Source organism: Kineococcus gypseus, assembly GCF_050871305.1.
GTDB lineage: Bacteria > Actinomycetota > Actinomycetes > Actinomycetales > Kineococcaceae > Kineococcus > Kineococcus gypseus.
The window spans coordinates 56,662-81,498 of the sequence record NZ_JBJLRD010000008.1 but is presented as its reverse complement, the minus strand read 5'-3'; the positions used below and the strand labels follow the sequence as shown (position 1 = coordinate 81,498).

The window sequence follows — 24,837 nt, the reverse complement described above, 5'->3', positions numbered from 1 at the left end:
CCTCGGGGGAGGACAAGCGGAGCGATTGCTCCTCTTGAACGTAGCACAACCGGAGCGAGCGCTCCGCTCCATCGGTGCAGGCATACCCTGGGCAGGTGAGTGAACCCCGCACCGCCGCCGCGACCGGCGCACCGGCCGCCGCCGCGCCGCCCGCGACCCGTGGGCGGCGCGCCGACGCCGAACGCAACCGGGCGGCGATCATCGCGGCCGCCACGGCCGTCTTCGCCGAACGCGGTGGAGAGGTGGACGTGCGCGAGATCGCCCGGCGCAGCGGGGTCGGCATGGGGACCCTGTACCGGCACTTCCCCTCCAAGGAGGACCTGCTGCGCTCGAGCCTGGAGCAGGAGTTCACCGCCTGGCTCACCGAGGCCCACGAACGCGCCGCGGCGACGGAGGACCCCTGGCAGGCGCTGTCGGGCTTCTTCGAGCAGGTGCTGACCACGCAGGCGCACAACCGCGCCCTGATGGACAGCTACGTCCGGACCGGCGGACCCACCCAGGAGTGCGTGCAGGAGTGCCGGGCCTTCATCGACGTGCTGCGCGAGCGCTGCGAGCGGGCCGGGCTGCTGCGCGACGGGGTGGGCACCGAGGACCTGCTCTCCCTGAGCGCCTCGCTGTGCCAGGTGGTGCAGACCCCCGGCGGCCAGCACCGCTGGCGACGGCTGATGACGATCTCCCTCGACGGCCTCAGCAGCCGCCACCCCGAGCCCCTGCCCTCGTGACCGGGCGCCGCGCCAGGCGGCGGCCGGCGCGTGAGCAGCCACCTCGCAGGTGCCGCGCGCCACCTCCTCCCCCCGGGCGTGCAGTGCTTCTCGACCGCACCGGACGGGAAACCGCGGGTCGGTGGGCCGACGCCGGCAGCACCACTGAGCACCACGGTCGCCCTCGGGACGACCCGAGCAGACGACGACCGCACGCTCGTGCCGAACAGCGAGCCCCCGGGAACTCGTTCGGGGTTGCCGGCACTGCCGCGGCCCACGAGCCCGAAGCGGTCCGGTGCGGCGCGGCCCGTGCGGCACTCAGCCGCGGCGCGCCGGCCGGCGATCGGCCAGCACCTCGCGCAACGCCGCCCGGCAGTCCTCCAGCTCCTCGAGCACAACCGCGGTCAGGGACCTGCCGTCGTCGGCGGCGAGCCAGGCGTCGAACCCGTCGTAGTAGGCCCTGACTCCCACATCGGCCAGCAGACCCGCTCGACGCGCGTCGCCGCACCGCTCGCGCAGCCCCGCCTGCAAGGCGGCGGTGATGGACGAGCGCTTGGAGCTGGCGCGCTCCCCCAGCTCCGCGCTGGCGGCGATGAGCCGGGCCAGCCCGGCACTGGCGGCGCGGTCCGCGGCGTGCGCGTCCGTCATCGCCGAGACGCCGGCAGCGAGGGCCTCCAGGGGCGAGGCGCCGGCCGGAGCGCTGCGGACCGCCTCGACTGCCAGGTCGACGAGCGCGTCCTGGCCCTGGAAGAGGATCTCGCGCTTGTCGGGGAAGAGGCGGAACAGCGTCGTCCTGGTCAGCCCGGCCCGCTCGGCGATCTGCGCCGTCGTCGTGGCCTCGTAGCCCTGCTCGGCGAAGAGGTCGATCGCGGCGCGCAGCAGCCGGCCGTGCGCGTCCGGTTCCCAGCGGGCCACGACGGCCACCGTACCCGGTGCAACTCAGTCACATCAGGGGTACAGTGATGTTACTGAGTCACATCGAGAGGTGAGGCTCCCCGCGGCAGCAGCCGCCGCTCCCGCACGACCTCGTGCACCACCTCCTGAAAGGACGCACCGTGCGCGTCTTCACCACCGGCGCCTCCGGCTGGATCGGCACCGCCACGACCGCCCGGCTCCTCGCGGCCGGGCACCAGGTCACCGGCCTGGCCCGCTCCGCCACCTCCGCCCGCACGATCGAGGCGCTGGGCGCCGAGGTCGTGCGCGGCGACATGAGCGAGCACGACCTCATCGTCGAGCAGGCCCAGCGGGCCGACGCCGTCGTGCACCTGGCCTTCACCCTCGACTTCACCCGGTTCGAGCAGACGGTCGAGAACGAGGTCACCCTCATCGCCAAGGTCGGCTCCGCCCTGCACGGCAGCGGCAAGGCCTTCGTCGCCGCCTCCGGCACACCGATCCTGCCCGCTCGCCTGGCCACCGAGGACGACGTGCTCGACCCCGCCGGGCCCGCCGGCGCGCGGGCCCGCACCGCCGAGGCGGTCTTGGCGCTCTCACAGCGGGGCATCCGCTCCGCCCTGGTGCGCATGCCGCGCTCGGTGCACGGCGCCGGCGACCGCAACGGCCTGATCGCCACGCTCGTCGACCTGGACCGGCGACTGGGCACGGCCGCCTACGTCGGCGACGGCCACCACCGCTGGCCCGCGGTCCACCTCGACGACGCCGCCCACCTCCTCGTCCTCGCCCTGGAGCGGGCCCCCGCCGCTTCCGTGCTGCACGCCGTCGGCGAGCAGGGCGTGCCGATGCGCGAGGTGGCCGAGGTCATCGCCGAGAAGACGGGCCTGGCTCCGGCAGCCGTCGACCCCGAGCAGCTGGGTGTCTTCGGCGCCCTGCTCGGCACCGACCAGCCCGCCTCCAGCGCGCTCACCCGCCGGCTCACCGGCTGGCAGCCGACGGGCCCGAGCCTGCTGGAGGACCTCGCCGCCGGGTACTACACCGACTGAGCCCGACACCGACCGGGCCCGACACCGAACGAGCCCGACACCCGCTGAGCACCCGACGCAGCGGCGCGGCCTGCTGCACACCAGCGCGAACGCCGCGCTGGAGCCCGCGAGGAGCACCACGGCCAGCCACGGCGGCACCCCCCACACACGCCGCCCCCCACCGCGTCTGGCGGGGCCCCACCGGCTCGCGCTGTCGGCGGCTCACCGCTTCACGCGCTGCACCACGTGCTTGACGATCGAGCACACGAGCACGGTCAGGGAGACCACGACGATCAGCAGCGGGATGGCTCCCGGCTCGTGCAGGCCGGTCCTGATGGACGTGAACGGGTGCACCGGTGCCCCCTCCTGGCTCACCACCGCGAACGACGTCTGCGCACGGTGCCCGTGCGCCCACCGCCGCGCTCGCCCACGGGCCACCGCCGGCCGCTCGAGCCACCCTGAGGGGCGGTCACCGCCTCACCACCGGTGGCTCCTGCGGTGCCAGGCCGTCACCACGTGGCGTCACGACAGGCTTGTCGACCTCCCGCTCACACTCGACGTGTTCGACGGCGTGCTGAGTCGGTGGTGAGCGCACCGCAGCCGGCGTCGAGCAGGCACAGCGGCGGTGCTCAGATGCTTCCGGCGTCAGCGATGCGCCACGCCTCGGACTCGCTGTCACGCACCAGGACGTACCCCCACGACGTCGGCCCGTCCGGCACGGTCTCGTCCCCGCCGCGCAGCTCGAAGGACACCGGCACGAACACCGCCTGAGCGTGTCCCTCGGCCGCTGTTCCCGTCGTCGAATGGGCCACCGCGGCGGAAACCTCGACGTCCTCGATGATCGGGGGGTCTGCAGCCCAGCCGTCGCGGCCGGAGTACGGCTGTGTGGTCAGCGAGGTCGCAGCGGACTCATCACGCTCCTGCAACGCGCCCAGGTAGCCGCGCACCACGTCCTCCGGGGAGGTGGAGGCATCGACCGTGGCGGTCCCCGGCGCCAGGGTGTCGCCCGGTGGGCCACCGCACGCGGGGAACACCACGGTGCTCAGCGCCACGGCGATCAGGACGGGAGTCCTCTTCACCACCTCAGTGCAGCAGGCGAGACCACCAGCACGGAGCGGATCGCGCAGGTGCACACCCGGTGTCCACGCAACCCGACTCCGAGCAGGACCCCACGGTCACCCCGCGATCCATGCGGACGTGAGGCTGGGCGTCGGACTGGGCCACTGCTCCTGATCCGAAGCTCGGCGAGCACGACGCCGACGATCATCGACCAACAGGACTAGCGCCAGCAGGCCGAGCCAGCCCACGACGTCGACGACTGCCAGGACGTGGAAGGAGGCTCCGCCGTCGTGAACACCGCGAACGATGAAGATCGCGCAGCCAACCACAGCCGCCACGCCGTAGACGGTGACGAAGCTCCAGCGGGCGGCTCGATGCAGGGGACGAGCGGGTCGGCGGGTCACCACAGACGCACCGTCCCGTGGTGGCCGACCCGGTCATGCCGACTTCACGCCTCTCGCACGTTGTGCGTGGTCGTGGTCACCCGGCGGCGTCGCGCACATGCCGATCTGCGAGCACTCCTCGCGAGGTGTGTGTCCGTGCCTGATTCGGCGCTGGCACGCTGCACGGCATGCCGCTGCGTGCAATGCGGAGCTGACAGCCTTCCTGACCGATCCGTCGAACGCCGCGGTCATCCCACCAGGGTCGGGTGGCTGGACGTCGAGCTCCCGGCTCACATGAACCTTGAAGTCATCGCCGCCGAACCCACGTGGCTGGCTGAGGGTCGACTCCCACTGGCCGACCCGCGGGAAGGACTGAGAGCTTCGTGCTGCACGGAGCGGCGCGACATTCAGCGCTGCGCGGGCAGGTGTTCGACCTCGACCAGGTGGGAGCTGAGGTCCGGCACGCCTGTCAGGACGGTCACCTCCTGCACGGCGCCCTGGGCGCGTTCGTAGCGACGGAGCGGCATGAACGAGTCAGGGCCGCGCGGCTTGGGTCGGCGCCGGGTGTAGCCGGTGTTGAAGGTGGCAAGCCGCAGCCGGGACTCGTGCTCCCGCAGCAGGGTGCGGGCGTTGACGGTGATCAGGACGGCGGGCTCGCTCGCGTACGCCGCGCGCAGCTTCGCGGCGGCCTCCGCGGAGGGGAAGAAGAAGACCATGCTGTTGAGCAGCTCGAGCCACTGCCCCACGCTCATGCCGGAGCCGGCGAGCGCGGTCTGCAGGCCGGCCTCGTAGATGGGGAGCTGGTCGCGCACGACCGCGCGGCCCAGCTCGGGGTGCTCGAGCGTGAAGGAGCGGATCCTCCGGCGCCGGAGGATGGCGTCGTGCTGGCTGGCGGGCAGGTCCCAGCGCCGGACGATCTCCTGAGTGCTGAGCAGTCCGTGCCGCTCGATGCTCGGCCACGAGTCCGCGTGCGCAAGGTGCACGAGCCTCCGGTGCTTCTCGAGGAACGCCTCGCGGTCCATGTGACTCCTTCCTCGGTGGTAGCGGGCGGCCTCACGCGCTCGGCCTGCGCGCTCCCCTCGCCGCCGCTCCAAGTCCAGCTCTCGCTCGCGGCGCTCGAGCCTGCGTGACCGCAGGTCGGCGCGGAGGCTCAACGAGACCGCGACGACGGCGGAGGCGATCGTGCTGCAGGCACTCAGCGCCGGTCAGTAGACGTCCACGGCACGACCCTAGAGTCAGCGGCGAACTACAGCGCTGTCGCCCGTCTGGGCACCGGGCAGGCGGAACAGCTGCAGCGACGCCGAAGCACCGAGTGGTGTCCGCTCATGCCGCGCTGCGACGGCGAGCCTGGTCTGCCAGCGTGCTCCTCGTGATCCACGACGTGGGAGCGGACCCGGCTGCGCGCCGGGGCACCAGCACGAGCCCAACCACGACCACGACCGCGCCCTCGGCGCCACGCGCGTGAGCACCGCCCACGACCTCGGCCCCGTCCCCACCCGCATCGACGTCGACACCGACCTGGTGCGCCGGCTCGTCGCCGAGCAGTTCCCCCACTGGATCGACCTGCCGGTGCGCCCGGTGGCCCACGGCGGGTGGGACAACCACACCTTCCACCTGGGCGCGGAGATGTCGGTGCGCCTGCCCGCCGCCGCCGAGTACGCCCTGGCGGTGGGCAAGGAGCAGCACTGGCTGCCCCGGCTGGCCACGTACCTGCCCCTGCCGATCCCCACCCCGCTGGGCGCGGGCACCCCCGGCGCCGGCTACCCCTTCGCCTGGTCCGTCCACCGCTGGCTCGAGGGCGACCCGGTGACCGCCACCACCCTCACCACCGGGGCCACCGGCGGCACCACAGGGGGCGGCACGGGTGGTACCGCGGGCGGCGGTGTCGATGCGGTGCGCTTCGCCGTCGACCTGGCCGACTTCCTGCTCGCCCTGCAGCGCATCGACGCCACGGACGGGCCTGCACCCGGCACCCACAACTGGTTCCGCGGCGCGACGCTGCGCACGTACGACGCCACGGTCCAGCAGGCGCTCGAGGCGCTGGAGGGCCGCCCCGATACCGACGTCGACCTCGGCATGGCCCGCCGGGTGTGGGCCACGGCGCTGGCCGCGCGCTGGGACCGCGTCCCGCGCTGGTTCCACGGCGACGTCGCCGCCGGCAACCTGCTGCTGCGCGGCGGGCGCCTGGGCGCGGTCATCGACTTCGGCACCTGCGGCGTGGGAGACCCCTCCTGCGACCTGGCGGCAGCGTGGACGCTGCTGGACACCTCCGGCCGGCGCGCGTTCCGCGACCGGCTGGCCGTCGACGAGGCCGGCTGGGCGCGAGGGCGCGGCTGGGCGCTGTGGAAGAGCCTGGCCACGTGCGCGCACACCGCCGACCGGCACGACGACGAAGACCACGAGGCGGCCACCGCCGCTCGGCGCGCCCTGGAGGCGATCTTCGAGGAGCACGAGGACGAGCACGCCGACCCTCGCTAGGCGCTGCGACGCCAGCAGGTGGTCACGGCTCTGCCGGCGGAGCCACCGACGCACGAACGCTCGCTCCCGAGATGGACCCGCCGGGCGGTGCACGTGCGCGCACGCCCGTGCGAGTCGGCCTCAGCGTCGCTGCAGCGAGGCCGGCAGCGGCGTGGTGGCGGTGACGTCGATCAACGTGCCGTCGCGCTGCACGCGCACCGCCCCCCAGTACCCCTCATCGGTGCAGCCCGGTCCGTTGACGTCAGAGCTGACCGCCACGGCCGCCACCGGCACGCTCACCTCCCGCACCACCGGACCGCCCTCGTCGTGCAGGCGCAGGTGCGCGGTGGGGGTGCGGGCCATGTGGAAGTCGAACACGAACGCATCGCTGACCTCCCCACCCCCGGTGATCGCCGGATCGGTGCTGAAGGAGCGCACGCAGGTGTCCCGGCAGGCGTCGTCGGCGCAGTAGTCCACCCGCGCGGCGCCCGCTAAGCGGGCGCCAGGTGAGCGTGTGCTGCGCTGCGGTGTCCAGGCGGCTCGGGTGGCTCAGGTGCTCAGCCGAAGCACCACCACGGCCGCGATGGCCAGCGCGCCGATCACGACGATGAACACTTTGCCGGCCGACGTCCCCAGCCCGAGCCACCGGGCCAGGCGGTTGATCGGAGGCTCATCCTTGGACACGTGCCTGCCTTCCGTAGAGGTGGGCGCACCGTGCGCGCCGGCTACGAGTCCGGTGTTGGCGCAAGGTAGGCGCAAGGTGGGCGTGAGGTGAGCCAGCTGTGCGCACAGTGCCGTCACGCTCGAAGCGGCGACGAGCCGCGGTAGTCATGGCCGATGACCCGCCGTCGCGCAGCGAGCGAGGACGTCGGCGAGGGCCACAGCCCCTGCTTGACGCGGTCGCTCAGCTCAACCGTGGCGGGGGTCGACCGGGCACGCCACGCCGTCGCCGTCGGCGTCCAGGGCCGGTGAGTACCCGTGCGCGCCGCGGCGCAGCGGTGCCTCGACGGCATCCCACAGCGCGGTGCAGTCGTGGTGGACGCCGGTGCTCTCACGGATGCGCCCATCGCGCACGCTGCGCACCAGCGTGACCGTCTCGAAGACCTGCCAGGTGCTGTCAGCGCTGACGTGCTGCTCGCCCACGGGCAGACCGCGCGTAGGTGCGCTGGGACCGCTCCAGGACTCGAAGGGCTCGAGGACCGCGTGCGCACCCAGCTGCTCGCTCCAGTAGATCGTGCCGTTCTCGAACCAGTTCTCCCGCCCCCCGGAGCTCATCGGGCCCCAGAAGCTGGGCAGCTCGTCCGACGTCGGCCAGCCCAGCGCACCGCCTTCGGCGCCCAGCTGCAGGTAGCGCGAGTGGATCTGCCCCCAGACCACGTAGGGGATGCCGCCGGAGTCCGCGCGCACGTAGCGCGAGCCGTTCTCGAAGCGCTGCACCAGCCAGGTGTCCGCGAAGCGCTGCACCGCGACGTGCTCAGCCACGGGGTAGCCCAGCCCGGAGCTGGAGACGTGCTGGAAGCTGATGGGGCCGGGAAGCACGTGCGCGCCGGTGCGCGGGTGCCAGAAGACCGACCCGCCCACGAAGGGCTGCCAGCGCCCCACCCCGTCCTCGGTGGGCATCTCATCGCCGAAGGGCAGCACCAGCGGCCACGAGGAGGCGCGCACCGCCTCGAAGACGGCTCCGCGCACCATCGCCGGAGAGGTGTCCGGCCACCACACCAGCTCACCGTGCTGGAACCGGCTGACCTGCGCGTAGCGGCCTTGGCCGGCTTCGATGCGCACCTCGTCGCCGACGGGGTAACCCAGGTGCGAGCGCTGCGCGCCCATCTCGAGCCAGCGCTGCCGGTTCGCGCCGTGCACCTCGTGCGCGCCGGTGGCCGGGCTCCAGTAGATCGAGCCGTGCTCGAAGTGGCTGACGCGTCCCAGCCCGTCACCGACGGCCAGCTCATCGCTGATCGGGTAGCCCAGCACCGAGCGCTCCCAGCCCAGCGCGCTCCAGTGCTGCGCGATGGCGCCGTGGACCTCGTGCGCGCCGGTGGCCGGCGTCCAGTAGATCGAGCCGCCCTGGAAGTGGGTGGAGCGCCCGCGCGCATCGGGAGTGCCCAGCTCCTCGCTCAGCGGGGCGCCCAGCACCCCACGTGCACCGCCGACGCGCTGCCAGGCCCGCTCGATCTCACCGCGCACCTCACGCGCGCCGGCCGGTCCCGGGTAAGGCGCAGCCGTCGCAGGAGCGGGCACCACCGTGGAGTTCAGCAGTGAGGACACCAACGCGCAGACCAGCAGCACGGACAGCAGCAGCGAGCACTGCGCAAGCTTCAGCGGACCTCTGGTGCGCACGTGCGTCCCCCTTCCCGGCACCGGCTCACGCGAGCGGCGTCCGGTGATCCTGCCCGTCCAGCAGTGCCACTGCCAGGTGGACGGCTCACACACCCCAGCCCGGCAACTCGGCCCTGTCCTGCGCGGGGACGATCCTCCTCGGCGTGCTCAGCGAGCGGGCGTGCGTGTCTGGCTGCTGACTCACCGTCTTCCAGTGCCCCCAGCTCGCCCCCTGCCACCTGCAGCTCGCGCCCCCGCGGTGCTGGAAGGTTCCTCATGCCGGCGACGCCATCCGTGCCCCGCCAGCCCGGACGAGCAGTACCACGTCGCGGCCTGGCGCGAGGGTTTCGGGACCACCCCTGAGCAATCGCCGAGCACTCGCCGAGCGGCGCCGCCGTCGGCTGCGAGTTCCCGCCCCTGCTGCAGCGGCCTGGCGGCGCGGACGACGAGCTCGGTGCCCTCTTCAGCGTCGGCTTGCTCGTCCGCCTCCCGCCGGCTGGGTAGGACCCCAGCAGCTGAGCAGCACCAGCGGAAGGCCGATCGGCCACACCAACCACTGGCCGAACCCGTCCGGCACTGCCGCTCCCTCTTCGTTCGCCCGAGCCGGCAACGTGCACCAGCTGGCACGAACTCGCCAGCCAGCCGGTAAGTCAGCCGGCCAGCTCCTCGACTCCTCTACGTGCTCTGCCATGGGTGGTCATCGGCGGCGCGGCGCGGCGCAGGGTGTCCGACGGCGCCGCCTCGCCCAGCGGCGGCGCGTTCGAGCGATGGTCCACCGCCGGGTGGGCCCTGCAGCGCAGGGCGCGCGGGGAACGAGCACATGGAGCGAGCAGTGGTCAGTGGATGGAGCAACCCCTCGCAGCGAGCAGAGTCAGTGACCGGCGCGCGTCCACGCCAGCAGCCGCTCACGGCTCTGAGCCAGCTGCCGGCGTCCCGTGGCGGTCTAGCCGGTGCGCATCGTGGCCTCCACGCTGAGCATCGAGCCGTCGCGCACGAGGACCAGTACCGCCTCTCCGATGCTCAACGGCCCACCTCGGGGTGTGCCGGTGCGGACGTCCTCGATGTCCGTGCGCCGGATGCGCCGGGTGCGCATCGTGTTGCGCACGATCAGCTCATCGCCCTCGGTGCAGGCGCGCAGCCGGAAGAAGCGGGCGAAGAAGAAAACGCCCACCGCCGCCATCGGCGCGGTGACCAGCGCCCCGGCATCACCTCCGCGCAGCCCGCGCACCGCGAAGGAGGCCAGCAGGCTCAGCCAGAGCACGGCGAAGCAGCAGATGTAGACGCGCACCCATCGCGGGGCGCGCACGTCCAGGCCGTCCTTGCAGACGCCGGCTCGGCGCGTCGACATCGCGGACACGCCATCGCATCTTTCCGCGTGCCAGCCCGCACGCACCCCGGGACAGCGCGACGCACGACGGATCACCCGATCGCAGTACGGTCGTGACACCACGCACTCGCACGATCAGCCGAGAGGCTCGTGCCCCGCCGGCTGGGCCTCCGGCTCAGCGACGACGGGAGCCAGGGCAAACCAGCGCCGCGCGGCGGAAGTCCTCCACCTCCTACACGCCGGCTGGTGCGTGCACCAGCTTCAGCAGCGCCGGTTTGAGGAACACCCGCCCGGCGGGCACCTGCTCCAACGTGGTGGAGACCACCTGCCGGCCCAGCAGTTCGGGGTCGATGCCGCTGAGCCAGTCCCAGGTCGGTGCGGCCAGCGCCGGCGCGAGCCCGGCCAGCTGCAGGCGCGCGGCGTAAGCGTCGGCCATCCAGAAGCTCAGGGAGTCGAACTCGGCGGCCAGCGGCACCTGGGTGGCGCAGGAGAGGAACAGGCGGCGATCACCCCGCCCCGGAGCCAGGCGCACCGCGACCGTGGCGGCTTCGGCGATGACGCACAGGGCAAGGGACACACCCGCCACGCTGCTGGACCAGCGGCGCGGTCGTCCAGCCCGTTCCGGAGGCGTCGCCCCTGTGACCGGTGCGCGCTCGTGTCGACCGCCACGCCTTCGCTCAGCCACCGGCCGCCGTCTCACGAGCGGTCGGTCCCGAGGTGGCTGGAGCGGACGACGACCAGGTGCTCGTGCCCACCACGTCCTCGTGCCGGTGCCTCAGCGCGAGAGGACCGGCGTGCAGGGCGCCCGGAGACGCCGGGGTCAGGCCCCGCGCCGTTCAGCTCCGTCGCGGTTCAGCACCGTCTCGATCGTCGTCACCAGGTGGCGCTGTGCGGCGTCGACGGTCAAGCGGCCCAGCCGCACGCTGTCGCCCGCGCCGACCAGCAGCCACGTCAGCATGGTCAGCACCCACTCCGGGTCCACCTCGACGCGGAAGTGCCCATCCTCCTGACCGCGGCGCACCAGCCGGCGCAGCCTCTCCTCCGTCGCCGCGGTCCGCGCCAGCAGCTCGATCTCCACGTGCTCATGCAGGGGTTGCAGACCCAGCAGGCCCACCACCGCGGCCAGACGGCCCAGGCCCTCGAGCACCCGGTCCAGCGCCTCGGGCGCGGGTCCCTCCTCGGGGACCGACGCCTCCACGGCCCGCACGAACGCCTCGGCCGCCGCTCGGCACAGCTGCGCCACCAGCGCGGCGCGCGAGGGGAAGCGCCGGAACAACGTGGCGCGGCTGACCCCGGCCGCCGCCGCCAGCTCCTGCATCGAGGCCGCCGGCGCCAGGGCCAGGTGGCGAGCCGCCGCAGCGGCCACGGCGTCACCGAAGACCTCGACGGTGGGATCGGGCGAGGAGCGTCCGTACGGGGCGGCGACCATGACGCCATCGTACTCGCGTGAGACGCGAACGTCTCATGTGAGTTATCGTCGTCCCCGTGCTGACCGCTGGCCTGCTGTGGGCGATCGCCGGGCTCGCCGCCCTGGACTCCCTGAACCCCGCCACCGTCGCCGGGGTCACGCTGATCCTGCTCGCCCCGCTGCACCGGCGCGGGCCCACCGCGCTGGCCTACGTCGCCGGCGCCTACCTCGTCGTCCTGGCCGTCGGGTCCGGGCTCCTCCTCGGCAGCGCCACGCTCGGCGAGGCCGTGGCCGGGGCGGCCACCTGGGTGCGGCGCGGCGCCCTGCTGCTGGCCGCCCTCGTCCTGCTGATCAGCGCCGTGCGCCGGTTGAAGACCCGCACCCGCCGCGCCGTGGTCCTGCCCGCCTGGTTCGGGCCGTGGACCGCGGCCCCGCTGGGAGTGCTCGTCACCGGCGCCGACCTGCCCAACGCCTTCCCGTACCTCATCGCCATCGAGCGCCTCAACGCCGCCGCGGTGCCCACCGGCACCGGCCTGGTCGTCCTGGCCCTCTACGCCCTCGTCTACTGCCTGCCGTGCCTGCTGCTGCTGGCCGTCGGTCTGATCTGGCGCCGGCGCACCACCTCGCGCCTGCGAGGGGTCTACGAGCGTCTCGGCGGCGAGCGCCTCCAACCCCGCTCCGTGCCCGCAGCGCTCGGCCTGCTCCTGCTCGCAGCCGTCGTCGCGGCGCTGGCGCTGACCCTGTGAGCGCTCCCTGGATGCTGCGAGACCCGAACGGCACGACGACCCGAACGGCACGGCGACCCGGAGGGCTGGTGCGGGCCGGAGGCGATGGGCGATCATCGCCGTGCACCAGCAGCCGCACCGGCCGGTGGACGTAGCGCCGCCCGCGGTGACCGCGCTGGAGGAGCCGACGCAGGGGCCTCCCACCGCGCCCTGAGGGACATCGCCGACGACCCCTCCAACGAGGTCGTCGTGGCCGTCGCCGCCTCCGGTGAGCTCGTGGGCACCTTCCAGCTGACCCGCATCCCCGGCCTGACCCGAGGCGGCAGCGCCCGCCTGCTCGTCGAGGCGGTGCGCGTGAGCAGCGCCCACCGCTCCGGAGGCATCGGCACGGCGATGATGGGCTGGGTCACCGGCACCGCGGCACCGGCGGTGGGCGCCTCCCTGGTGCAGCTGACCTCCGACCGAGCCCGTCTCGATGCTCACCGCTTCTACGAGCGGCTCGGCTTCACCGGTTCCCACGTGGGCTTCAAGATGACCATCGACGGAGCCACGTGATCGTGCCCGTGCTCCACCGTCGTGCCGCCGGCGCACCGGGTCGACGAGCATGGCTCCATGAGCGTGACGCCGTGCGACGACACCTCCGCGGCCGGCTGGATCCTTCAGGACCCCCAGCCGTGGGACCGGCTGGTCACCATGGGCCCGGCGGGCCTGCCGGCCTACGCCCGGCTGCGCTTCCTGCCCGACCCCACCCACCCCGGTCAGAGCGAGGACGACGCACCCGAGGCCGTCGTGCACACGTCCGAGACCGAGCAGATGCGCCGGGTGCTGCACGTCCTGACCGCCTTCACCACCACGCCCGAGCGCTGCTGCTTCCTGCTGTGGGACGGCTGGGGCATCACCGCCTTCGACCAGGACGACGACGAGCGGGCGAACCCGCGCGGAGGTGGCGACTGGCGGCACCCCGACGTCGCCGCGCTGCGAGCCCAGCACCCTTCCGGGGTGGTGGAGCCGGGGGTGCAGCCGCGCCGGGAGCAGTCCCCGGCGCACCGACCCGGAGCAGGTGTGCGGGCAGCCCTGGTGCGACTGCCCCACCGCGACCACCACCTCTTCGAGGGCACGGTCGACGACCTCGGCGACTGGGGGCCGGCCCTGCCGCTGCGCCCTTTCGAAAGCGCTCCCGTGCCGGCGTTCGTCTGGCCGGCCGACCACGCCTGGTGCCTGACCCGCGACGTCGACCCGCACTACGCCGGCATCGGCGCGCCCCGGGCGGCCGTCGACGCGCTGCTGCAGGTTCCCGACCTGGACGTGGTCCGCGCCGACCCGACCCAGCAGCAGCCGTCCCACCCCTGACGCGACCCCCGCTCCAGCGCGGATCGACGCGCCCGGTCGTGGTGCCCCGCAGGAGCACCGCTCTGCCCGGTGCGCAATTCCCGCCCTCCCGCCGCGCCGCTGCACGGGCCTAGCCTGATCTCGTGGCACCGGCACGCACCTGGCTGATCACCGGAGCGAGTTCCGGTCTCGGCGCGCACCTGGCCCGCGCGGCGCTCGCCGGCGGTGACGTCGTGGTGGGCACCTCCCGCTCGGCGCAGCGCCTGGAGCCGCTGGCCCGGGCCCACCCCGGGCGGTTCTCCCCGCTGCAGCTCGACGTGCTCACCGCCGCCTCCTTCGCGGTGGCCGAGCAGGTCGTCGCCGAGGTGGTGGCCGAGCGCGGGAGGTTGGACGTGCTGGTCAACAACGCCGGCCGCACCCAGGTCGGTGCGCTGGAGGAGACGAGCGAGGAGGAGTTCCGGCACCTCTTCGAGCTGCACGTGCTCGCCCCGGCGGCGCTGACCCGCGCCGCCCTGCCGCACTTCCGCCGCCAGGGTGGTGGGACGGTGGTGCAGATCTCCTCGATGGGCGGGCAGGTCACCGCGCCCGGGTTCGGGGTGTACTGCGCCACCAAGTTCGCCTTGGAGGGCCTGACCGAGACGCTGGCGCAGGAGGTACCGGGCGTGCGCTTCGTGATCGTCGAGCCGGGTGCGTTCCGCACCGGGCTCTTCGAGGCCAGTTCCGCGCTCGTCTCGCCCCCGACGCCCGCGTACGAGGCCACGGTCGGACCCACCCGCGAGTACGTGCGCACCGGCGCCGGCACCCAGCGCGGGGATCCGGCCAAGGCCGCGGCTGCGATCCACCGCGCGGTGACCGGGCCGCGGGCCCCGCTGCGGCTGGTGCTGGGACCCGACGCCCACGACGGCATCGCCGCGCGCCTGGAGCAGCTGGGCGCGGAGCTGCGGGCGTGGGCGAGCACGTCCCGCTCCACCGACCTGGACTGAGCGCGGCGGCGCGCGGATGAGCACCGGGCACCTGAGCACCGGGCGGTCCCGGCCGCCTGCCGCGACCGGCGCCCCCGGGGTCCCCGCTGCCCGGCGCGGTGCCGGCGTCCACGTCCTGCGCTCCCCGCTCGCGTCGCTGGAGCACACGCTGCTGCCACCGCACGAGCCGGGCGCCTGCACCAGCGTGAGCGCCCCGTACGCCATCGGCGTCGCCTTCACCGCTGAAGGCGCCGCGGTGATCGCCCACCACGGTGAGCGCCCGCGCACGCTGCAGCACGCCGCGGGAACGGTCGGCCTGAACGGCGCGGTGCCGTTGAGCTGGCTGCGCACCAGCGCGTGGAGCGAGGCCGTGGAGGTCGTGCCGACCGCGACGGCGCTGGCGCGCGCCGGCGCCGAGCACGGCGTGGACTGGTCGCGCTTCGAGCGCTTCCGCCAGCCCGGCGCCGACCCGGTCGTCTGGGCGGCGGCGGTGCGGGTGCGCCGTGCCCTGCTGGCCGGGACCGCCGGCGCGGAGGGCGCCGAGGAACTGGTCACGGCGCTGCTGGCGCACGTGGCGGTGGTGCACGCCGGTGGCCGCGAGGGTGAGCGCGCCCACGTCGAGCGCGCCCGGGTGCGCGTGGTGGCCGAACGGGTGCACGCCGACCCGTTCGCCGCGCACCCGCTGGGTGAGCTGGCCGCCTCGGTGCACCTGAGCCCGTTCCACTTCCTGCGGACCTTCGCCCGCACCACGGGGGTGACACCGCACCGCTACGTGCGCGACGTGCGCGGCGAGCACGTGCGGCGCCTGCTCGACGCCCGGGGAGCCACGGTGGCGGCGGTGGCTGAGCGGGTGGGGTTGGAGGCGCGCCAGCTGCGCCGCCTGCACCGCGCGGCGGTGGGCACCAGCCCGCGCGGCGATGCTCCCGGCACACCACCAGCACACCCACCAGCACACCCACCAGCACACCCACCAGCACGCCCGGGGCCGGTTCCGTGAGCGCTCCTCAGCGGACGGGCAGGGAGGCCAGCCACGCTCGCAGGGCCGTCGCGATCCGCGCCGAGGAGTCGTGCGGCAGGAAGTGCGTACCGGGCACCGTCACCTCCTGCTGCGCCGGCCACGTCCGGCACTGCTCGAGCACCCGGCCGGTGATGACCGCCCCGGGCTCGCCGCGCACCAGCAGCTTGGGCACGACGCTGCCGGCCATGTACGCCGCTCCTGCGGCGACGACGTCGTGGCTCTCGCGCGGCAGGCCGTCGACGGGGATCTGGCGCGCCCAGGTCAGCATCGCCCGACGACCCTCACCGGGGTCCGTGAACGGCCGGCGGTAGGCCTCCAGCTCGTGCGGGAGCAGCTCGCGCACGGTCCCCGCCTGCAGCACCTGCTCGATGAAGACGTTCTCGGTCAGGACCATCCGCTCGCCCTCCGGCGAGCGCAGCGCCCCGAAGAGGTCGCGGTCGGGACCGGTGCCCCCGACCCAGGACAGCGGGACGACACCGGCTTCGGCGTAGGCGATGCCCCGCGCGGCGCCCGGGTGCCGCCTGGCCCAGTCGACGGCGAGGACCGCGCCCCAGTCGTGGCCGACGAGCACCACGTCGCGCTCCAGCCCCAGGCGCCGCAGCGCCTCGTCGAGGAAGCGCGCGTGCTCGGTCAGCCGGTAGCGCTCGTCGCCCGTCCCCGGCAGCTTGTCCGAGGCGCCCATGCCCATCAGGTCCACGGCGACGCAGCGGTGGGCGTCGCGCAGCTCCGCCACGACGTCGACCCACAGCAGGGACGACGTGGGGTTGCCGTGCAGGAAGACGACGGGGCGACCCGCGCCCGCCTCGCGGTAGGCCATGCGGTGGCCGAAGACCTCGACGTGAGCCGGCTCCACGTGCGCAGCCTGCCCCCACCGGGCGCTCGCCGAGGGGAAACCGCCCGATCCGCCCGGCCGGCTGCGCGTGCGGCCGGGCGCGGAGCTGGAGGTGAAGTCCTCGGTAACCCGGTGTACTACTGGACGATGCCTTCCGTTCACCAAGAGGTCGAGGTCACGCTGGTGGCCGACGACTCGTTCGAGGTCCCGGCGCTGCGCGAGCTGCTCGCCGAGACGGCCCTCACCGAGCTCGACGCGCCCGCACCGGTCTCCGAGGCGGCAGCGGTGCACCAGGAGCTGACGGCCACCTACTACGACACCGCCGACCTGCGGCTGGCCGGCGCCGGGCTCACCCTGCGCCGGCGCACCGGTGGCGAGGACGCCGGCTGGCACCTGAAGGTGCCCACCGCGAAGGGGGCCCGCTCGGAGGTGCGCCTGCCGCTGGGCCGGGCCACCCGCACGGTGCCGCAGGCGCTGCGCACCACGGTGCGCGCCCGCACCGGCGGGGCCGACCTGGTCCCCGTGGCCACCACCCGCACCCGGCGCGACGTGCACCGGCTGCTCGACGCCAGCGGGCAGGTCCTGGCCGAGCTGGCCGACGACCGCGTCGAGGCTCAGCGGCTGCTGCGCACCGGGGGTGCCGCGCAGGGGACCGGCACCCCGGTGGCGGCCTGGCGCGAGATCGAGGTGGAGCTGGTCGACGGCGAGCACGCGGTCCTGGACGCGCTGGTCGACGGGCTGCGCCGGCACGGGCTGCGCCGCGCCGAGGGCCCCTCGAAGCTGGCGCACGTGCTCGAGCTCGACGCCGGCGGCACCGGGGCCGACGACGCCGAGGGGTCGAGCGGCAGGGACGCCGCGCCCGCGGGACGCGGCGGGACGCAGCGGCAGGGGCGCCTGACGCGCAAGAGCCCGGCCGGTGACGTCGTGCTGACCCACCTGCGCGAGCAGGTGGAGCAGGTCCGCGCCCAGGACCTGCCCGTGCGCCTGGACGCCCCCGACGCCGTGCACAAGATGCGGGTCGCCACCCGGCGCCTGCGCAGCGCGCTGACCACGTTCAAGCCGCTCCTCGACCCGGAGGTGGCCCGCCCGCTGCGCGCGGAGCTGAAGTGGCTGGCCGCGCAGCTGGGTGCGGCCCGCGATGCGGAGGTCATGCGCGAGCGCGTGCGGGCCGCCGTGCAGGCCCAGGCCGATCAGCTCCCGCACGGGGTGGGTGCCGACATGGACACCGCCCTGGAGGCCACCTACCGCAGCGCCCACCAGCAGCTCCTGCAGGAGCTGGACGGGCCGCGCTACCTGGCCCTGCTGTCCGGCCTCGAGGCGCTGGTGGAGCGGCCGCCGCTGACCCCGGGCGCTGCCCGCCCGGCCGGGAAGGTGCTGCCGCGGCTGGTGCGGCGCAGCTGGACCGCCGTGGGCGAGCTGGTCGACCGCGCCCGGGCCAGCACCGTCGAGGCCGAGCGCGAGGAGCTGCTGCACGACGCGCGCAAGGCGGCCAAGGCCGCCCGCTACGCCGGTGAGAGCGTGCAGGTCGTCTTCGGCGCCGACGCCGCCGACTTCGCCCGGGCGATGGAGGCGGTGCAGGAGGCCCTCGGCGAGCACCAGGACTCCGTGCTGGTGCGCCAGCGCCTGCAGGAGCTCGCGCTGAACTCCTCCAGCACGGCGGCCGCCTTCGCCTACGGACGCCTGCACGCCCTGGAGGAAGCCGGCACCGCCCGTTCCCAGCACGCCTTCGACGCCGCCTGGCGCGCCGCCGGCCGCAAGCACCTGCACCGCTGGACGCGCTGACGCCCCGGCCGCCGGCGGGGGTGCGCGCCGGCGCCAGGTGCCCACCGACGCCGAACGCCCCGCCGGCCCGTCAGGGCCGGCGGGGCGCCGCGATCGTGCAGGTCGTGCAGGTCGTGCAGGTCGTGCAGGTCGTGCAGGTCGTGCAGGTCGTGCAGGTCGTGCAGGTCGTGCAGGTCGTGCGGGTCGTGCAGGTGCTCGCTCGAGGAAGGGTCAGCCGCGCGGCAGGGTGAAGGAGCCCACCAGCTGGTTCAGCTCCGCCGCCGCCGCCGAGACCTCCCCGGCCGTCGCCGCGGTCTGGTTCGCCCCCGCCGTGGTGTGCTCCGCCGCGGAGGCGATGCCGGAGATGTTCACCGCGATCTCCTGGCTGCCGGTGGAGACCTCGCTGACGTTGCGCACCATCTCCGAGGTGGTCGCCGACTGCTCCTCCACCGCCGCCGCGATCGTCGCCTGCAGCGCATCGATGCGCGAGATGACCTCCGTGATGCCCCCGATCGCGCTGGCCGCCGCCCCCGCATCGGCCTGCGTGGCGTTCACGCGCGTGATGATCGACTCCGTGGCCCGCGCGGTCTGCTGCGCCAGCTCCTTGACCTCACCGGCCACCACCGCGAAGCCCTTGCCCAGCTCCCCGGCCCGGGCGGCCTCGATGGTCGCGTTCAGCGCCAGCAGGTTCGTCTGCTCGGCGATGGAGGTGATCAGCTTGACGACCTCACCGATCTCGCGGGAGGAGGCCGACAGGCGCTCCAGGATCGTGGAGGCCTCCGAGGCGGAGGAGACCGCGGCCGCGGCCACCCCGGAAGCCTCCGCGGTGGAGGTGGCGATCTCCCGGATCGCCGAGCTCATCTCGTCCCCGGCGGCGGCCACCGTGCCGATCGAGGCGGAGATCTCCTCGGTCGCGGCGGAGACCACCTGCGACTGCGAGGCGGACTGCACCGCACCGCTGGACAGCTGCGTGGCCACCGCACTGAGCTCCTCGGAGGAGGAGGCCAGCGAGCGCGAGGAGGCCGCGATGCGGCGCATCGTGGTGGTCAAGGTGTCCATCGTGGCGTCCACCGCACCGGCCAGCGCCCCGACCTCGTCCTTGGCGGAGTAGCCCACCCGCTGATCCAGCCGCCCGCCGGCCAGGCCCTGCACCACGCTCAGCGTCTTGGCCAACGGACGCGCGATGGAGCGGGCCACGACCACGGCCACCGTGATCGCCACCGCCACCGCCAGAGCACCGATGACCAGCAGCAGCACCACGGCGCGGCTGGAGTCCTTCGCGCCGGCCTCGGCGATGTCACCGGCCGCGGCCTTCTCGGCCTCGGCCATGGTGGTCACGGTCGCCATGATGTCCTTGGCGACCGGGGCGATCGTGCTGGTGCGGTAGGCGATGTAGCCGTCCACGTCGCGGGCCTCGGCCAGGTCGACGAGCTGCTCGCGGTCGGCGCGGTACTGCGCCAGCGCCTCCTCGAAGTGGGTGCGGTCCTCGGCGGCCGAGCCCGGGTTGGTGCCCAGGTAGCGCTGCCAGGCCTCGTCGAGCACCTCGTCGGTGGTGGCCATGGCGGCCAGGCTCTCGCTGACGCCCTCGGGGGTGGTGGCCAGCGCGGCGTTGGTGACGTCCATGCGCACCTGCAGGAACGAGGCGCGCACCTCGCCCATGGCCTCCACGGACCCCACGCCGGAGGAGGACAGGAGCGTCAGGTTGGCCTGCGAGCTGTGCAGGCGGCTGATGCCGACGCCGACCACCACGGCCAGCAGCAGGCAGACGACGCCGAAACCGGCGAAGAGCTTGGAGGCGACCTTCAGGTCGCGCAGTCGAGTGAGCACGTTGCTCCCATCGGCTGACGCGGCCCCGGGGTTGAGGCCCGCGGGGCCACCGGTCGGCGACCGTGCCCGCGCCCGCGACCGGGCGCACGCCCGGGACGGGGACCGGGCGCGGGCGCCGCACGGGCCGGCAGGGGCGAGGATGGGGCGGTGAGCGAGGACCCGGAACTGCTCGGCGGAGCCGTCCTGCACGGCGGTGAGCGCGCGACGCTGACCCTGCGGCGCGAGTACCCGCACCCGGTGGCGGCGCTGTGGACGGCGCTGACGCTGCCGGAGGTGACGCGCCGCTGGTGGGCGGCGCTGCGCGCCGACCTGCGCCCGGGCGGGGAGTTCTCCCTGATGTGGCTCAACGGCGACCCGGCGGAGCTGGAGTGGTGGCCCGGGCGGGTCACCGCGCTGGACCCGCCGCGGCTGCTGGAGCACACCAACTCCGAGCACGGCCTGCTGCGCTGGGAGCTCGAACCGCTGGACGCCGGCGCCCTGCGCGCGCGCACCCGGCTGCGGCTGACGGTGGAGCTGGAGGGCGAGGACGACTGGGTGCCGATGTCGCTGGCCGCCTGGCACCTGCACCTGGAGGCCCTGGAGCGCGCGCTGGACGGCGGGGCGGTGGACTGGCTGGACTGGGGCGCGACCTCGAACGCGCGCCGGCAGCACCTGCGCGCCGCCTACGCCGGGGCGCTGCGCACCCCCTGACTCAGGTGTTCGCCCCGCGCGCCGCCACGGGCCAGCGCTCCACCACCGCACCGCCGCAGACCACCACGAGCTCGTCGGCGAGGTTGACCGCGGCGCACACGTGGTCGGGCACCACGCGCACCACCTCGCCGACGGCGGGCACCGGCGCGCCCCCGGGCAGCTCGACGGTGGCGTGGTGCTCGGACAGGGCCGTGACCCGCGCGTCCGGCCCGTCCGGCAGGCGCCCGAACCCGCTGGCCCACCCGGGCCGGTCCGCGCCGAGCACCTTGCTGCCGGCGTCGAGCACGACGCGCGGGCCGGTGCGGCTGACCACCGTCGCCGCCGCGCTCAGCGCCACGTCCGCCCACGAGCAGGTGCCCAGCTCCACCTGCTGCGCGTCGTTGAAGACGTAGACGCCGGGGCGCACCTCGGTGAGCGCGCCGGGGTCGGCGTCGGCCAGGGTCGGCGTGGAGCCGCCGCTGCGCACCCGCACCGGCAGGCCGGCGCGCTCCATCTCCCGGGCCGCGGCCAGCAGCGCCGCGGCCTCCTGCGCGGCGGCCGCCGCGCGGCGCCCGGGGCCGTAGCCGTGGCCGGGGAAGGTGAAGACGCCCGCCACGTCCAGGCCGACGCGGGCGGCGGCCAGCGCCACCGCCCCGGCCCGCGCCGGGTGCACGCCGGTGCGGTGGTGACCGCTGTCGACCTCCACGAGGACCTGCGCGCTCGTGCCGGCCAGCGCGGCGGCCAGCGCGCCGGCGCCCTCGGCGGAGTCCACGCCCACCCGCAGCGCCACCCGCTCGGCCAGCGCGCGCAGCCGCCGGCCCCGCGCCGGCGAGGCCCACACCGGGTAGGCCAGGAACAGGTCGTCGGCGCCCGCGGCGGCGAAGACCTCGGCCTCGGCCACCGTGGCCACGGTGAGCCCCGCCGCGCCCGCGGCGAGCTGGCGCGCCGCGATCGGGGGGCACTTGTGCGTCTTGGCGTGCGGGCGCAGCGCCAGGCCCGCCGCCCGGGCGGCACCGGCCGCGGCGGCCACGTTGCGCTCGAGCACGTCGAGGTCCACGAGCAGGCACGGCGTCTCCACGCCCTGCGGCGGGTGCCACGGCTCCACGGGCGGATCCTCGCACGCGCGGCGCCCGCGGACGGCTGCGCGCCGGGTGCTGTTGACCGCGCGTCCACCCGCGGTTGGGGCGGGGTTCGGCACCCGCTGGGACGTTGAGCCCGCACCGACGGGCTGTCCGCGACCGCGGCCGCGGACCACGTGAGAGGTCGAACCCCTTGTCCGAGAAGCGTTCTCAGAACGACGAAGATCAGAACGAGACCGGCCGGAACGGGTTCTTCACCCGTCGCGGCCTGCTCGGCACCGGCGCCGGCGGGCTGGCCACCGCCATCGTCTTCGGCCACGGGCTGCGCGGGGCGCAGAGCGCCGCAGCCGCCCCGGTCAGCGCCGCGGGCCTGAACCCCAAGGACCCCCACGCCTTCGCCGGTGTCGTGCGCCGCGCCGCGCGCACCGCCGCGCAGCCGGGCACCTCCGTGGTGCGGATCCTCCCGCTGGACCGCGCGAAGTTCCAGGTCGGCGCCACGTTCGACCTGCGCATCGAGGCCACCGGGGTGGACCCGGAGAGCACCCGCATCGTCATCCGGCTCTCCTCCGAGGACGGCCCCGCCGCGCTGCTGAGCCCGGCGCCGCTGCGCTCGAGCTCCGCGGAGGACTCCGTCGAGGTCACCTACGAGGGCCTGGTCTACCCCGAGGCGGGCACCTTCACCGTCTCCGCGGAGGTCACCTCCGACACCGGCTCCGGCAGCGCCGAGGTGCGCCACGAGGTCGTCGTGGCGAAGGCCGGCGGCAGGAAGGCCAAGAACGTCATCTTCCTCCTCGGCGACGGCATGGGCGCCGCGGCCATCACCGGCGCGCGCATCCTGTCCAAGGGCATCGTGGAGGGCAAGTACAACGGCTTCCTGGAGATGGACCGCATGGAGGTGCGCGGCAACGTCACCACCTCCGGCTCGGACGCCATCGCCACCGACTCGGCGAACTCCATGTCCGCCTACATGACCGGCCACAAGACGGCCGTCAACGCCATGGGCGTCTACCCGGGCAACGACCCCGACCCCTCGCGCAGCCCGAAGGTCGAGACGATGGCCGAGGTGCTCAAGCGCTCGCGGGGCATGGCCATCGGCATCGTGACGACCGCGGAGATCCAGGACGCCACCCCGGCCGCGGTGTTCGCGCACACCCGCCGCCGCTCGGAGTACGTGAACATCATGGACCAGGCCCTGCAGCCGGAGCAGATGCCCGACGTCCTGCTGGGCGGGGGGCGCGCCACCCTGCTGCCGCAGTCGCAGACCGGCTCGCGCCGCACCGACGACCGCGACCTGGTCCAGGAGTTCCGGGACGAGGGCTTCGCCTACGCCGGCACCCGCGCCGAGCTGAACGACGTCCTGGCCGCCGGGACCCCGGAGAAGCTCCTGGGCACGTTCGCCCTGGGCAACCTCAACGTCTACATCGACCGCGAGATCACCCCGAACCCCGAGGTGCTCGGCGAGTTCACCGACCAGCCCGGCCTGGTGGAGATGACGCGGGCGGCGCTGAAGGTGCTGGAGCAGAAGGACGAGGGCTTCTTCCTCATGGTCGAGGGCGCCTCCATCGACAAGATGGAGCACCCGGCGGACGGCCCGCGCGCCGTCTACGACACCATCGAGCTGGACCAGGCCCTCGGCGCGGTCAAGGAGTGGGCGGAGGGCCGCGACGACACCCTCATCGTCATCACCGCCGACCACAACCACGCCATGAGCATCGCCGGCACCCACGACCTGTCCGAGGACGCCGAGGACGGCGAGCCGGCCCGCCAGGCCAACGGCGTGTACGCCGACGCCGGGTTCCCCACCTACGTCGACTCCAACGGCGACGGCTTCCCCGACGACCCCAACCCCGACGTGCAGCTGTTCTTCGGCTGGTCCAACCACCCGGACCACCAGGACGACTTCGCGCACAACCCCGTGCTGGCCCAGCCGGCGCTGGAGGACCCGGTCACCGAGCTGGCCGTGCCCAACCCCGAGCGCGACCCGGGCGCGGTCCTCCAGATCGGCAACCTGCCGCTGGACCAGACGAACTGCGTGCACACCGTCGAGGACGTCAGCATCGCCGCCTCCGGGCCCGGCGCCTCGCGCTTCGGCACGGTGCTGGACAACACCGAGGTGTTCCACGCGATCTGCGACAGCCTCGGGCTGCGCATCCCCACCTACCGGCTGCGCAGCGCGGGCCTGACCGCGGAGGCGACCGTGACGGCCGAGGGCGCGCAGGAGGTCCAGCCGGTCTCCTGACCCGGCCGGCGCGGGCGGCGGCGGCGGTCGCAGGAACGGACCGCCGCCGCCGTGCGCGCCCCAGCGCCCGGCGGGCACCGGCGCCCACGCCGCGCGGTCACGGTGCCGGGCCCAGACCGGCCTGCAGGCGCAGCCCGGCCAGCAGCAGGTCGAGCCCGGAGCGGAACACGTCGAGGTCGTCGTGCGCGGCCATCTCGTCGGCGACCTGGTGCGCGAAGGGGTGCTCGTCCGGGTCGAGGGCCCGCCAGCGGTCGGCGTACGTCGCCAGGAACTCCCCGCGGTCCATCCCGCTCTCCAGGAACTCCCGCGGCGGCGGCTGCGCGAGGTCGACGGCCACCCCGATGACGTAGCTGATGATCGACGACACCGCGTGGAAGCGTTGCCGGGGCGTCAGCTCGAGCTCCATGAGCTGCTGGCCCACCCGGTCGAACATGGCCATCGAGTTGGGCCGCATCCCGCGGTCGCGGAGCATGAACAACCCGAACCACGGCCGGCGGACGAACTCGTCGAACAGGGCGAGGGCGAGGGCGCGCACGTTGTCCACCGGGTCCGGCCCGCGGGTGAGCGGCTCGCTGTCGGCCAGGACGCGGCCCATCACCTCCTCGGTCGCCCGCTCGAGCAGCTCGTCGCGGCTGCTGACGTACCAGTAGATGCTCGCCACGCCGCCGCCGAGCCGGGCGGCGAGGGCCCGGAAGGTCAGCGCCGGTTCTCCGGCCTCGTCGAGGATGGCGATGGCCTCGCCCAGCACCGCGTCCAGCGAGTGCGACGCCCGCCGGCGGCCCCGGGGGCGTGCTGGCGGCGCGCCGGGGCGCCCGGTCGCCGTCGATCG

At 74.5% G+C, this 24,837-nt stretch carries 27 protein-coding genes; 12 read left to right on the top strand and 15 right to left on the bottom strand.

Annotated elements, in window-relative coordinates; translation table 11 throughout:
- Positions 1 to 95 precede the first annotated feature (95 nt).
- Positions 96 to 722 (top strand): TetR/AcrR family transcriptional regulator, encoded by a 627-nt coding sequence (locus ACRYMN_RS04640; protein WP_432492461.1) that lies wholly within the window; start codon positions 96 to 98, stop codon positions 720 to 722.
- A gap of 297 nt (positions 723 to 1,019) precedes the next feature.
- On the opposite strand, the gene ACRYMN_RS04635 is transcribed toward ACRYMN_RS04640, so the two are convergent.
- Positions 1,020 to 1,616 (bottom strand): TetR/AcrR family transcriptional regulator, encoded by a 597-nt coding sequence (locus tag ACRYMN_RS04635; protein WP_432492459.1) that lies wholly within the window; start codon positions 1,614 to 1,616, stop codon positions 1,020 to 1,022.
- Between the two features lie 140 nt (positions 1,617 to 1,756).
- On the opposite strand from ACRYMN_RS04635, the gene ACRYMN_RS04630 reads away from it, so the two are divergent.
- A complete protein-coding gene (locus ACRYMN_RS04630; RefSeq protein ID WP_432492457.1) occupies positions 1,757 to 2,638 on the top strand; it encodes an NAD-dependent epimerase/dehydratase family protein in 882 nt (293 codons plus the stop codon).
- A gap of 201 nt (positions 2,639 to 2,839) precedes the next feature.
- Here ACRYMN_RS04630 and ACRYMN_RS04625 read toward each other — a convergent pair whose 3' ends face one another.
- From ACRYMN_RS04625 to ACRYMN_RS04615, 3 genes are all read right to left on the bottom strand, one after another.
- Positions 2,840 to 2,971, bottom strand: a complete 132-nt coding sequence (locus ACRYMN_RS04625; RefSeq protein WP_432492455.1) for a hypothetical protein — start codon at positions 2,969 to 2,971, stop codon at positions 2,840 to 2,842.
- 275 nt (positions 2,972 to 3,246) lie between these two features.
- Complete coding sequence (locus tag ACRYMN_RS04620) at positions 3,247 to 3,696, bottom strand: hypothetical protein (RefSeq protein ID WP_432492453.1); 450 nt, start codon at positions 3,694 to 3,696, stop codon at positions 3,247 to 3,249.
- 770 nt (positions 3,697 to 4,466) lie between these two features.
- Positions 4,467 to 5,081 carry a DUF7002 family protein gene (locus ACRYMN_RS04615; protein WP_432492451.1) on the bottom strand — a complete coding sequence of 205 codons (615 nt, stop codon included), beginning with the start codon at positions 5,079 to 5,081 and terminating at the stop codon, positions 4,467 to 4,469.
- 439 nt (positions 5,082 to 5,520) lie between these two features.
- Here ACRYMN_RS04615 and ACRYMN_RS04610 point away from each other — a divergent pair, with 439 nt between their 5' ends.
- A complete protein-coding gene (locus tag ACRYMN_RS04610) occupies positions 5,521 to 6,537 on the top strand; it encodes an aminoglycoside phosphotransferase family protein (RefSeq protein ID WP_432492449.1) in 1,017 nt (338 codons plus the stop codon).
- Positions 6,538 to 6,657: 120 nt separating this feature from the next.
- On the opposite strand, the gene ACRYMN_RS04605 is transcribed toward ACRYMN_RS04610, so the two are convergent.
- The 7 genes from ACRYMN_RS04605 to ACRYMN_RS04575 form a co-directional block, all read right to left on the bottom strand.
- Positions 6,658 to 6,993 (bottom strand): hypothetical protein, encoded by a 336-nt coding sequence (locus ACRYMN_RS04605; protein WP_432492447.1) that lies wholly within the window; start codon positions 6,991 to 6,993, stop codon positions 6,658 to 6,660.
- A gap of 72 nt (positions 6,994 to 7,065) precedes the next feature.
- Positions 7,066 to 7,200 (bottom strand): hypothetical protein, encoded by a 135-nt coding sequence (locus ACRYMN_RS04600; protein ID WP_432492445.1) that lies wholly within the window; start codon positions 7,198 to 7,200, stop codon positions 7,066 to 7,068.
- A 225-nt stretch (positions 7,201 to 7,425) separates the two neighbouring features.
- Positions 7,426 to 8,853: an excalibur calcium-binding domain-containing protein gene (locus ACRYMN_RS04595; RefSeq protein WP_432492443.1), complete on the bottom strand. Its 1,428-nt coding sequence runs from the start codon at positions 8,851 to 8,853 to the stop codon at positions 7,426 to 7,428.
- Positions 8,854 to 9,482: 629 nt separating this feature from the next.
- The gene (locus ACRYMN_RS04590; RefSeq protein ID WP_432492441.1) at positions 9,483 to 9,608 is read right to left on the bottom strand and encodes a hypothetical protein; all 126 of its coding nucleotides are present in this window, start codon (positions 9,606 to 9,608) and stop codon (positions 9,483 to 9,485) included.
- A 167-nt stretch (positions 9,609 to 9,775) separates the two neighbouring features.
- Positions 9,776 to 10,180, bottom strand: coding sequence for a hypothetical protein (locus ACRYMN_RS04585; protein WP_432492439.1), 405 nt, complete (start codon positions 10,178 to 10,180; stop codon positions 9,776 to 9,778).
- Between the two features lie 211 nt (positions 10,181 to 10,391).
- Positions 10,392 to 10,736: a hypothetical protein gene (locus ACRYMN_RS04580; RefSeq protein ID WP_432492437.1), complete on the bottom strand. Its 345-nt coding sequence runs from the start codon at positions 10,734 to 10,736 to the stop codon at positions 10,392 to 10,394.
- Between the two features lie 243 nt (positions 10,737 to 10,979).
- Positions 10,980 to 11,588, bottom strand: coding sequence for a TetR/AcrR family transcriptional regulator (locus ACRYMN_RS04575; RefSeq protein ID WP_432492435.1), 609 nt, complete (start codon positions 11,586 to 11,588; stop codon positions 10,980 to 10,982).
- A 56-nt stretch (positions 11,589 to 11,644) separates the two neighbouring features.
- Between ACRYMN_RS04575 and ACRYMN_RS04570 the strand changes: the two genes are divergently transcribed.
- The 5 genes from ACRYMN_RS04570 (at position 11,645) to ACRYMN_RS04550 (ending at position 15,580) form a co-directional block, all read left to right on the top strand.
- Positions 11,645 to 12,313, top strand: a complete 669-nt coding sequence (locus ACRYMN_RS04570; protein WP_432492433.1) for a GAP family protein — start codon at positions 11,645 to 11,647, stop codon at positions 12,311 to 12,313.
- An 84-nt stretch (positions 12,314 to 12,397) separates the two neighbouring features.
- A complete protein-coding gene (locus tag ACRYMN_RS04565; RefSeq protein WP_432492431.1) occupies positions 12,398 to 12,847 on the top strand; it encodes a GNAT family N-acetyltransferase in 450 nt (149 codons plus the stop codon).
- Between the two features lie 57 nt (positions 12,848 to 12,904).
- A complete protein-coding gene (locus tag ACRYMN_RS04560) occupies positions 12,905 to 13,642 on the top strand; it encodes a hypothetical protein (RefSeq protein ID WP_432492429.1) in 738 nt (245 codons plus the stop codon).
- Positions 13,643 to 13,764: 122 nt separating this feature from the next.
- A complete protein-coding gene (locus ACRYMN_RS04555) occupies positions 13,765 to 14,604 on the top strand; it encodes an SDR family NAD(P)-dependent oxidoreductase (protein ID WP_432492427.1) in 840 nt (279 codons plus the stop codon).
- Positions 14,605 to 14,788: 184 nt separating this feature from the next.
- Positions 14,789 to 15,580 carry a helix-turn-helix domain-containing protein gene (locus ACRYMN_RS04550; RefSeq protein WP_432492425.1) on the top strand — a complete coding sequence of 264 codons (792 nt, stop codon included), beginning with the start codon at positions 14,789 to 14,791 and terminating at the stop codon, positions 15,578 to 15,580.
- Between the two features lie 7 nt (positions 15,581 to 15,587).
- Here the strand turns inward: ACRYMN_RS04550 and ACRYMN_RS04545 are convergent, their stop codons facing one another.
- Entirely contained in the window at positions 15,588 to 16,454 is an 867-nt protein-coding gene (locus ACRYMN_RS04545; protein WP_432492423.1) for a haloalkane dehalogenase, read from the bottom strand.
- A 126-nt stretch (positions 16,455 to 16,580) separates the two neighbouring features.
- On the opposite strand from ACRYMN_RS04545, the gene ACRYMN_RS04540 reads away from it, so the two are divergent.
- A complete protein-coding gene (locus ACRYMN_RS04540; protein WP_432492421.1) occupies positions 16,581 to 18,215 on the top strand; it encodes a CYTH and CHAD domain-containing protein in 1,635 nt (544 codons plus the stop codon).
- A 104-nt stretch (positions 18,216 to 18,319) separates the two neighbouring features.
- On the top strand, positions 18,320 to 18,445 hold the full coding sequence (locus tag ACRYMN_RS04535) for a hypothetical protein (protein WP_432492419.1): 126 nt from the start codon (positions 18,320 to 18,322) through the stop codon (positions 18,443 to 18,445).
- Here ACRYMN_RS04535 and ACRYMN_RS04530 read toward each other — a convergent pair.
- On the bottom strand, positions 18,426 to 20,021 hold the full coding sequence (locus ACRYMN_RS04530) for a methyl-accepting chemotaxis protein (RefSeq protein WP_432492417.1): 1,596 nt from the start codon (positions 20,019 to 20,021) through the stop codon (positions 18,426 to 18,428). The genes ACRYMN_RS04535 and ACRYMN_RS04530 overlap by 20 nt on opposite strands.
- A 147-nt stretch (positions 20,022 to 20,168) precedes the next feature.
- Between ACRYMN_RS04530 and ACRYMN_RS04525 the strand changes: the two genes are divergently transcribed.
- Complete coding sequence (locus tag ACRYMN_RS04525) at positions 20,169 to 20,711, top strand: SRPBCC domain-containing protein (protein ID WP_432492415.1); 543 nt, start codon at positions 20,169 to 20,171, stop codon at positions 20,709 to 20,711.
- Between the two features lies 1 nt (position 20,712).
- Here the strand turns inward: ACRYMN_RS04525 and ACRYMN_RS04520 are convergent, their stop codons facing one another.
- The gene (locus ACRYMN_RS04520; RefSeq protein WP_432492413.1) at positions 20,713 to 21,795 is read right to left on the bottom strand and encodes an alanine racemase; all 1,083 of its coding nucleotides are present in this window, start codon (positions 21,793 to 21,795) and stop codon (positions 20,713 to 20,715) included.
- A 167-nt stretch (positions 21,796 to 21,962) separates the two neighbouring features.
- Here ACRYMN_RS04520 and ACRYMN_RS04515 point away from each other — a divergent pair, with 167 nt between their 5' ends.
- Entirely contained in the window at positions 21,963 to 24,008 is a 2,046-nt protein-coding gene (locus tag ACRYMN_RS04515) for an alkaline phosphatase (RefSeq protein WP_432492411.1), read from the top strand.
- Positions 24,009 to 24,105: 97 nt separating this feature from the next.
- Here ACRYMN_RS04515 and ACRYMN_RS04510 read toward each other — a convergent pair whose 3' ends face one another.
- A complete protein-coding gene (locus ACRYMN_RS04510; protein ID WP_432492545.1) occupies positions 24,106 to 24,765 on the bottom strand; it encodes a TetR/AcrR family transcriptional regulator in 660 nt (219 codons plus the stop codon).
- Between the last annotated feature and the right edge of the window lie 72 nt (positions 24,766 to 24,837).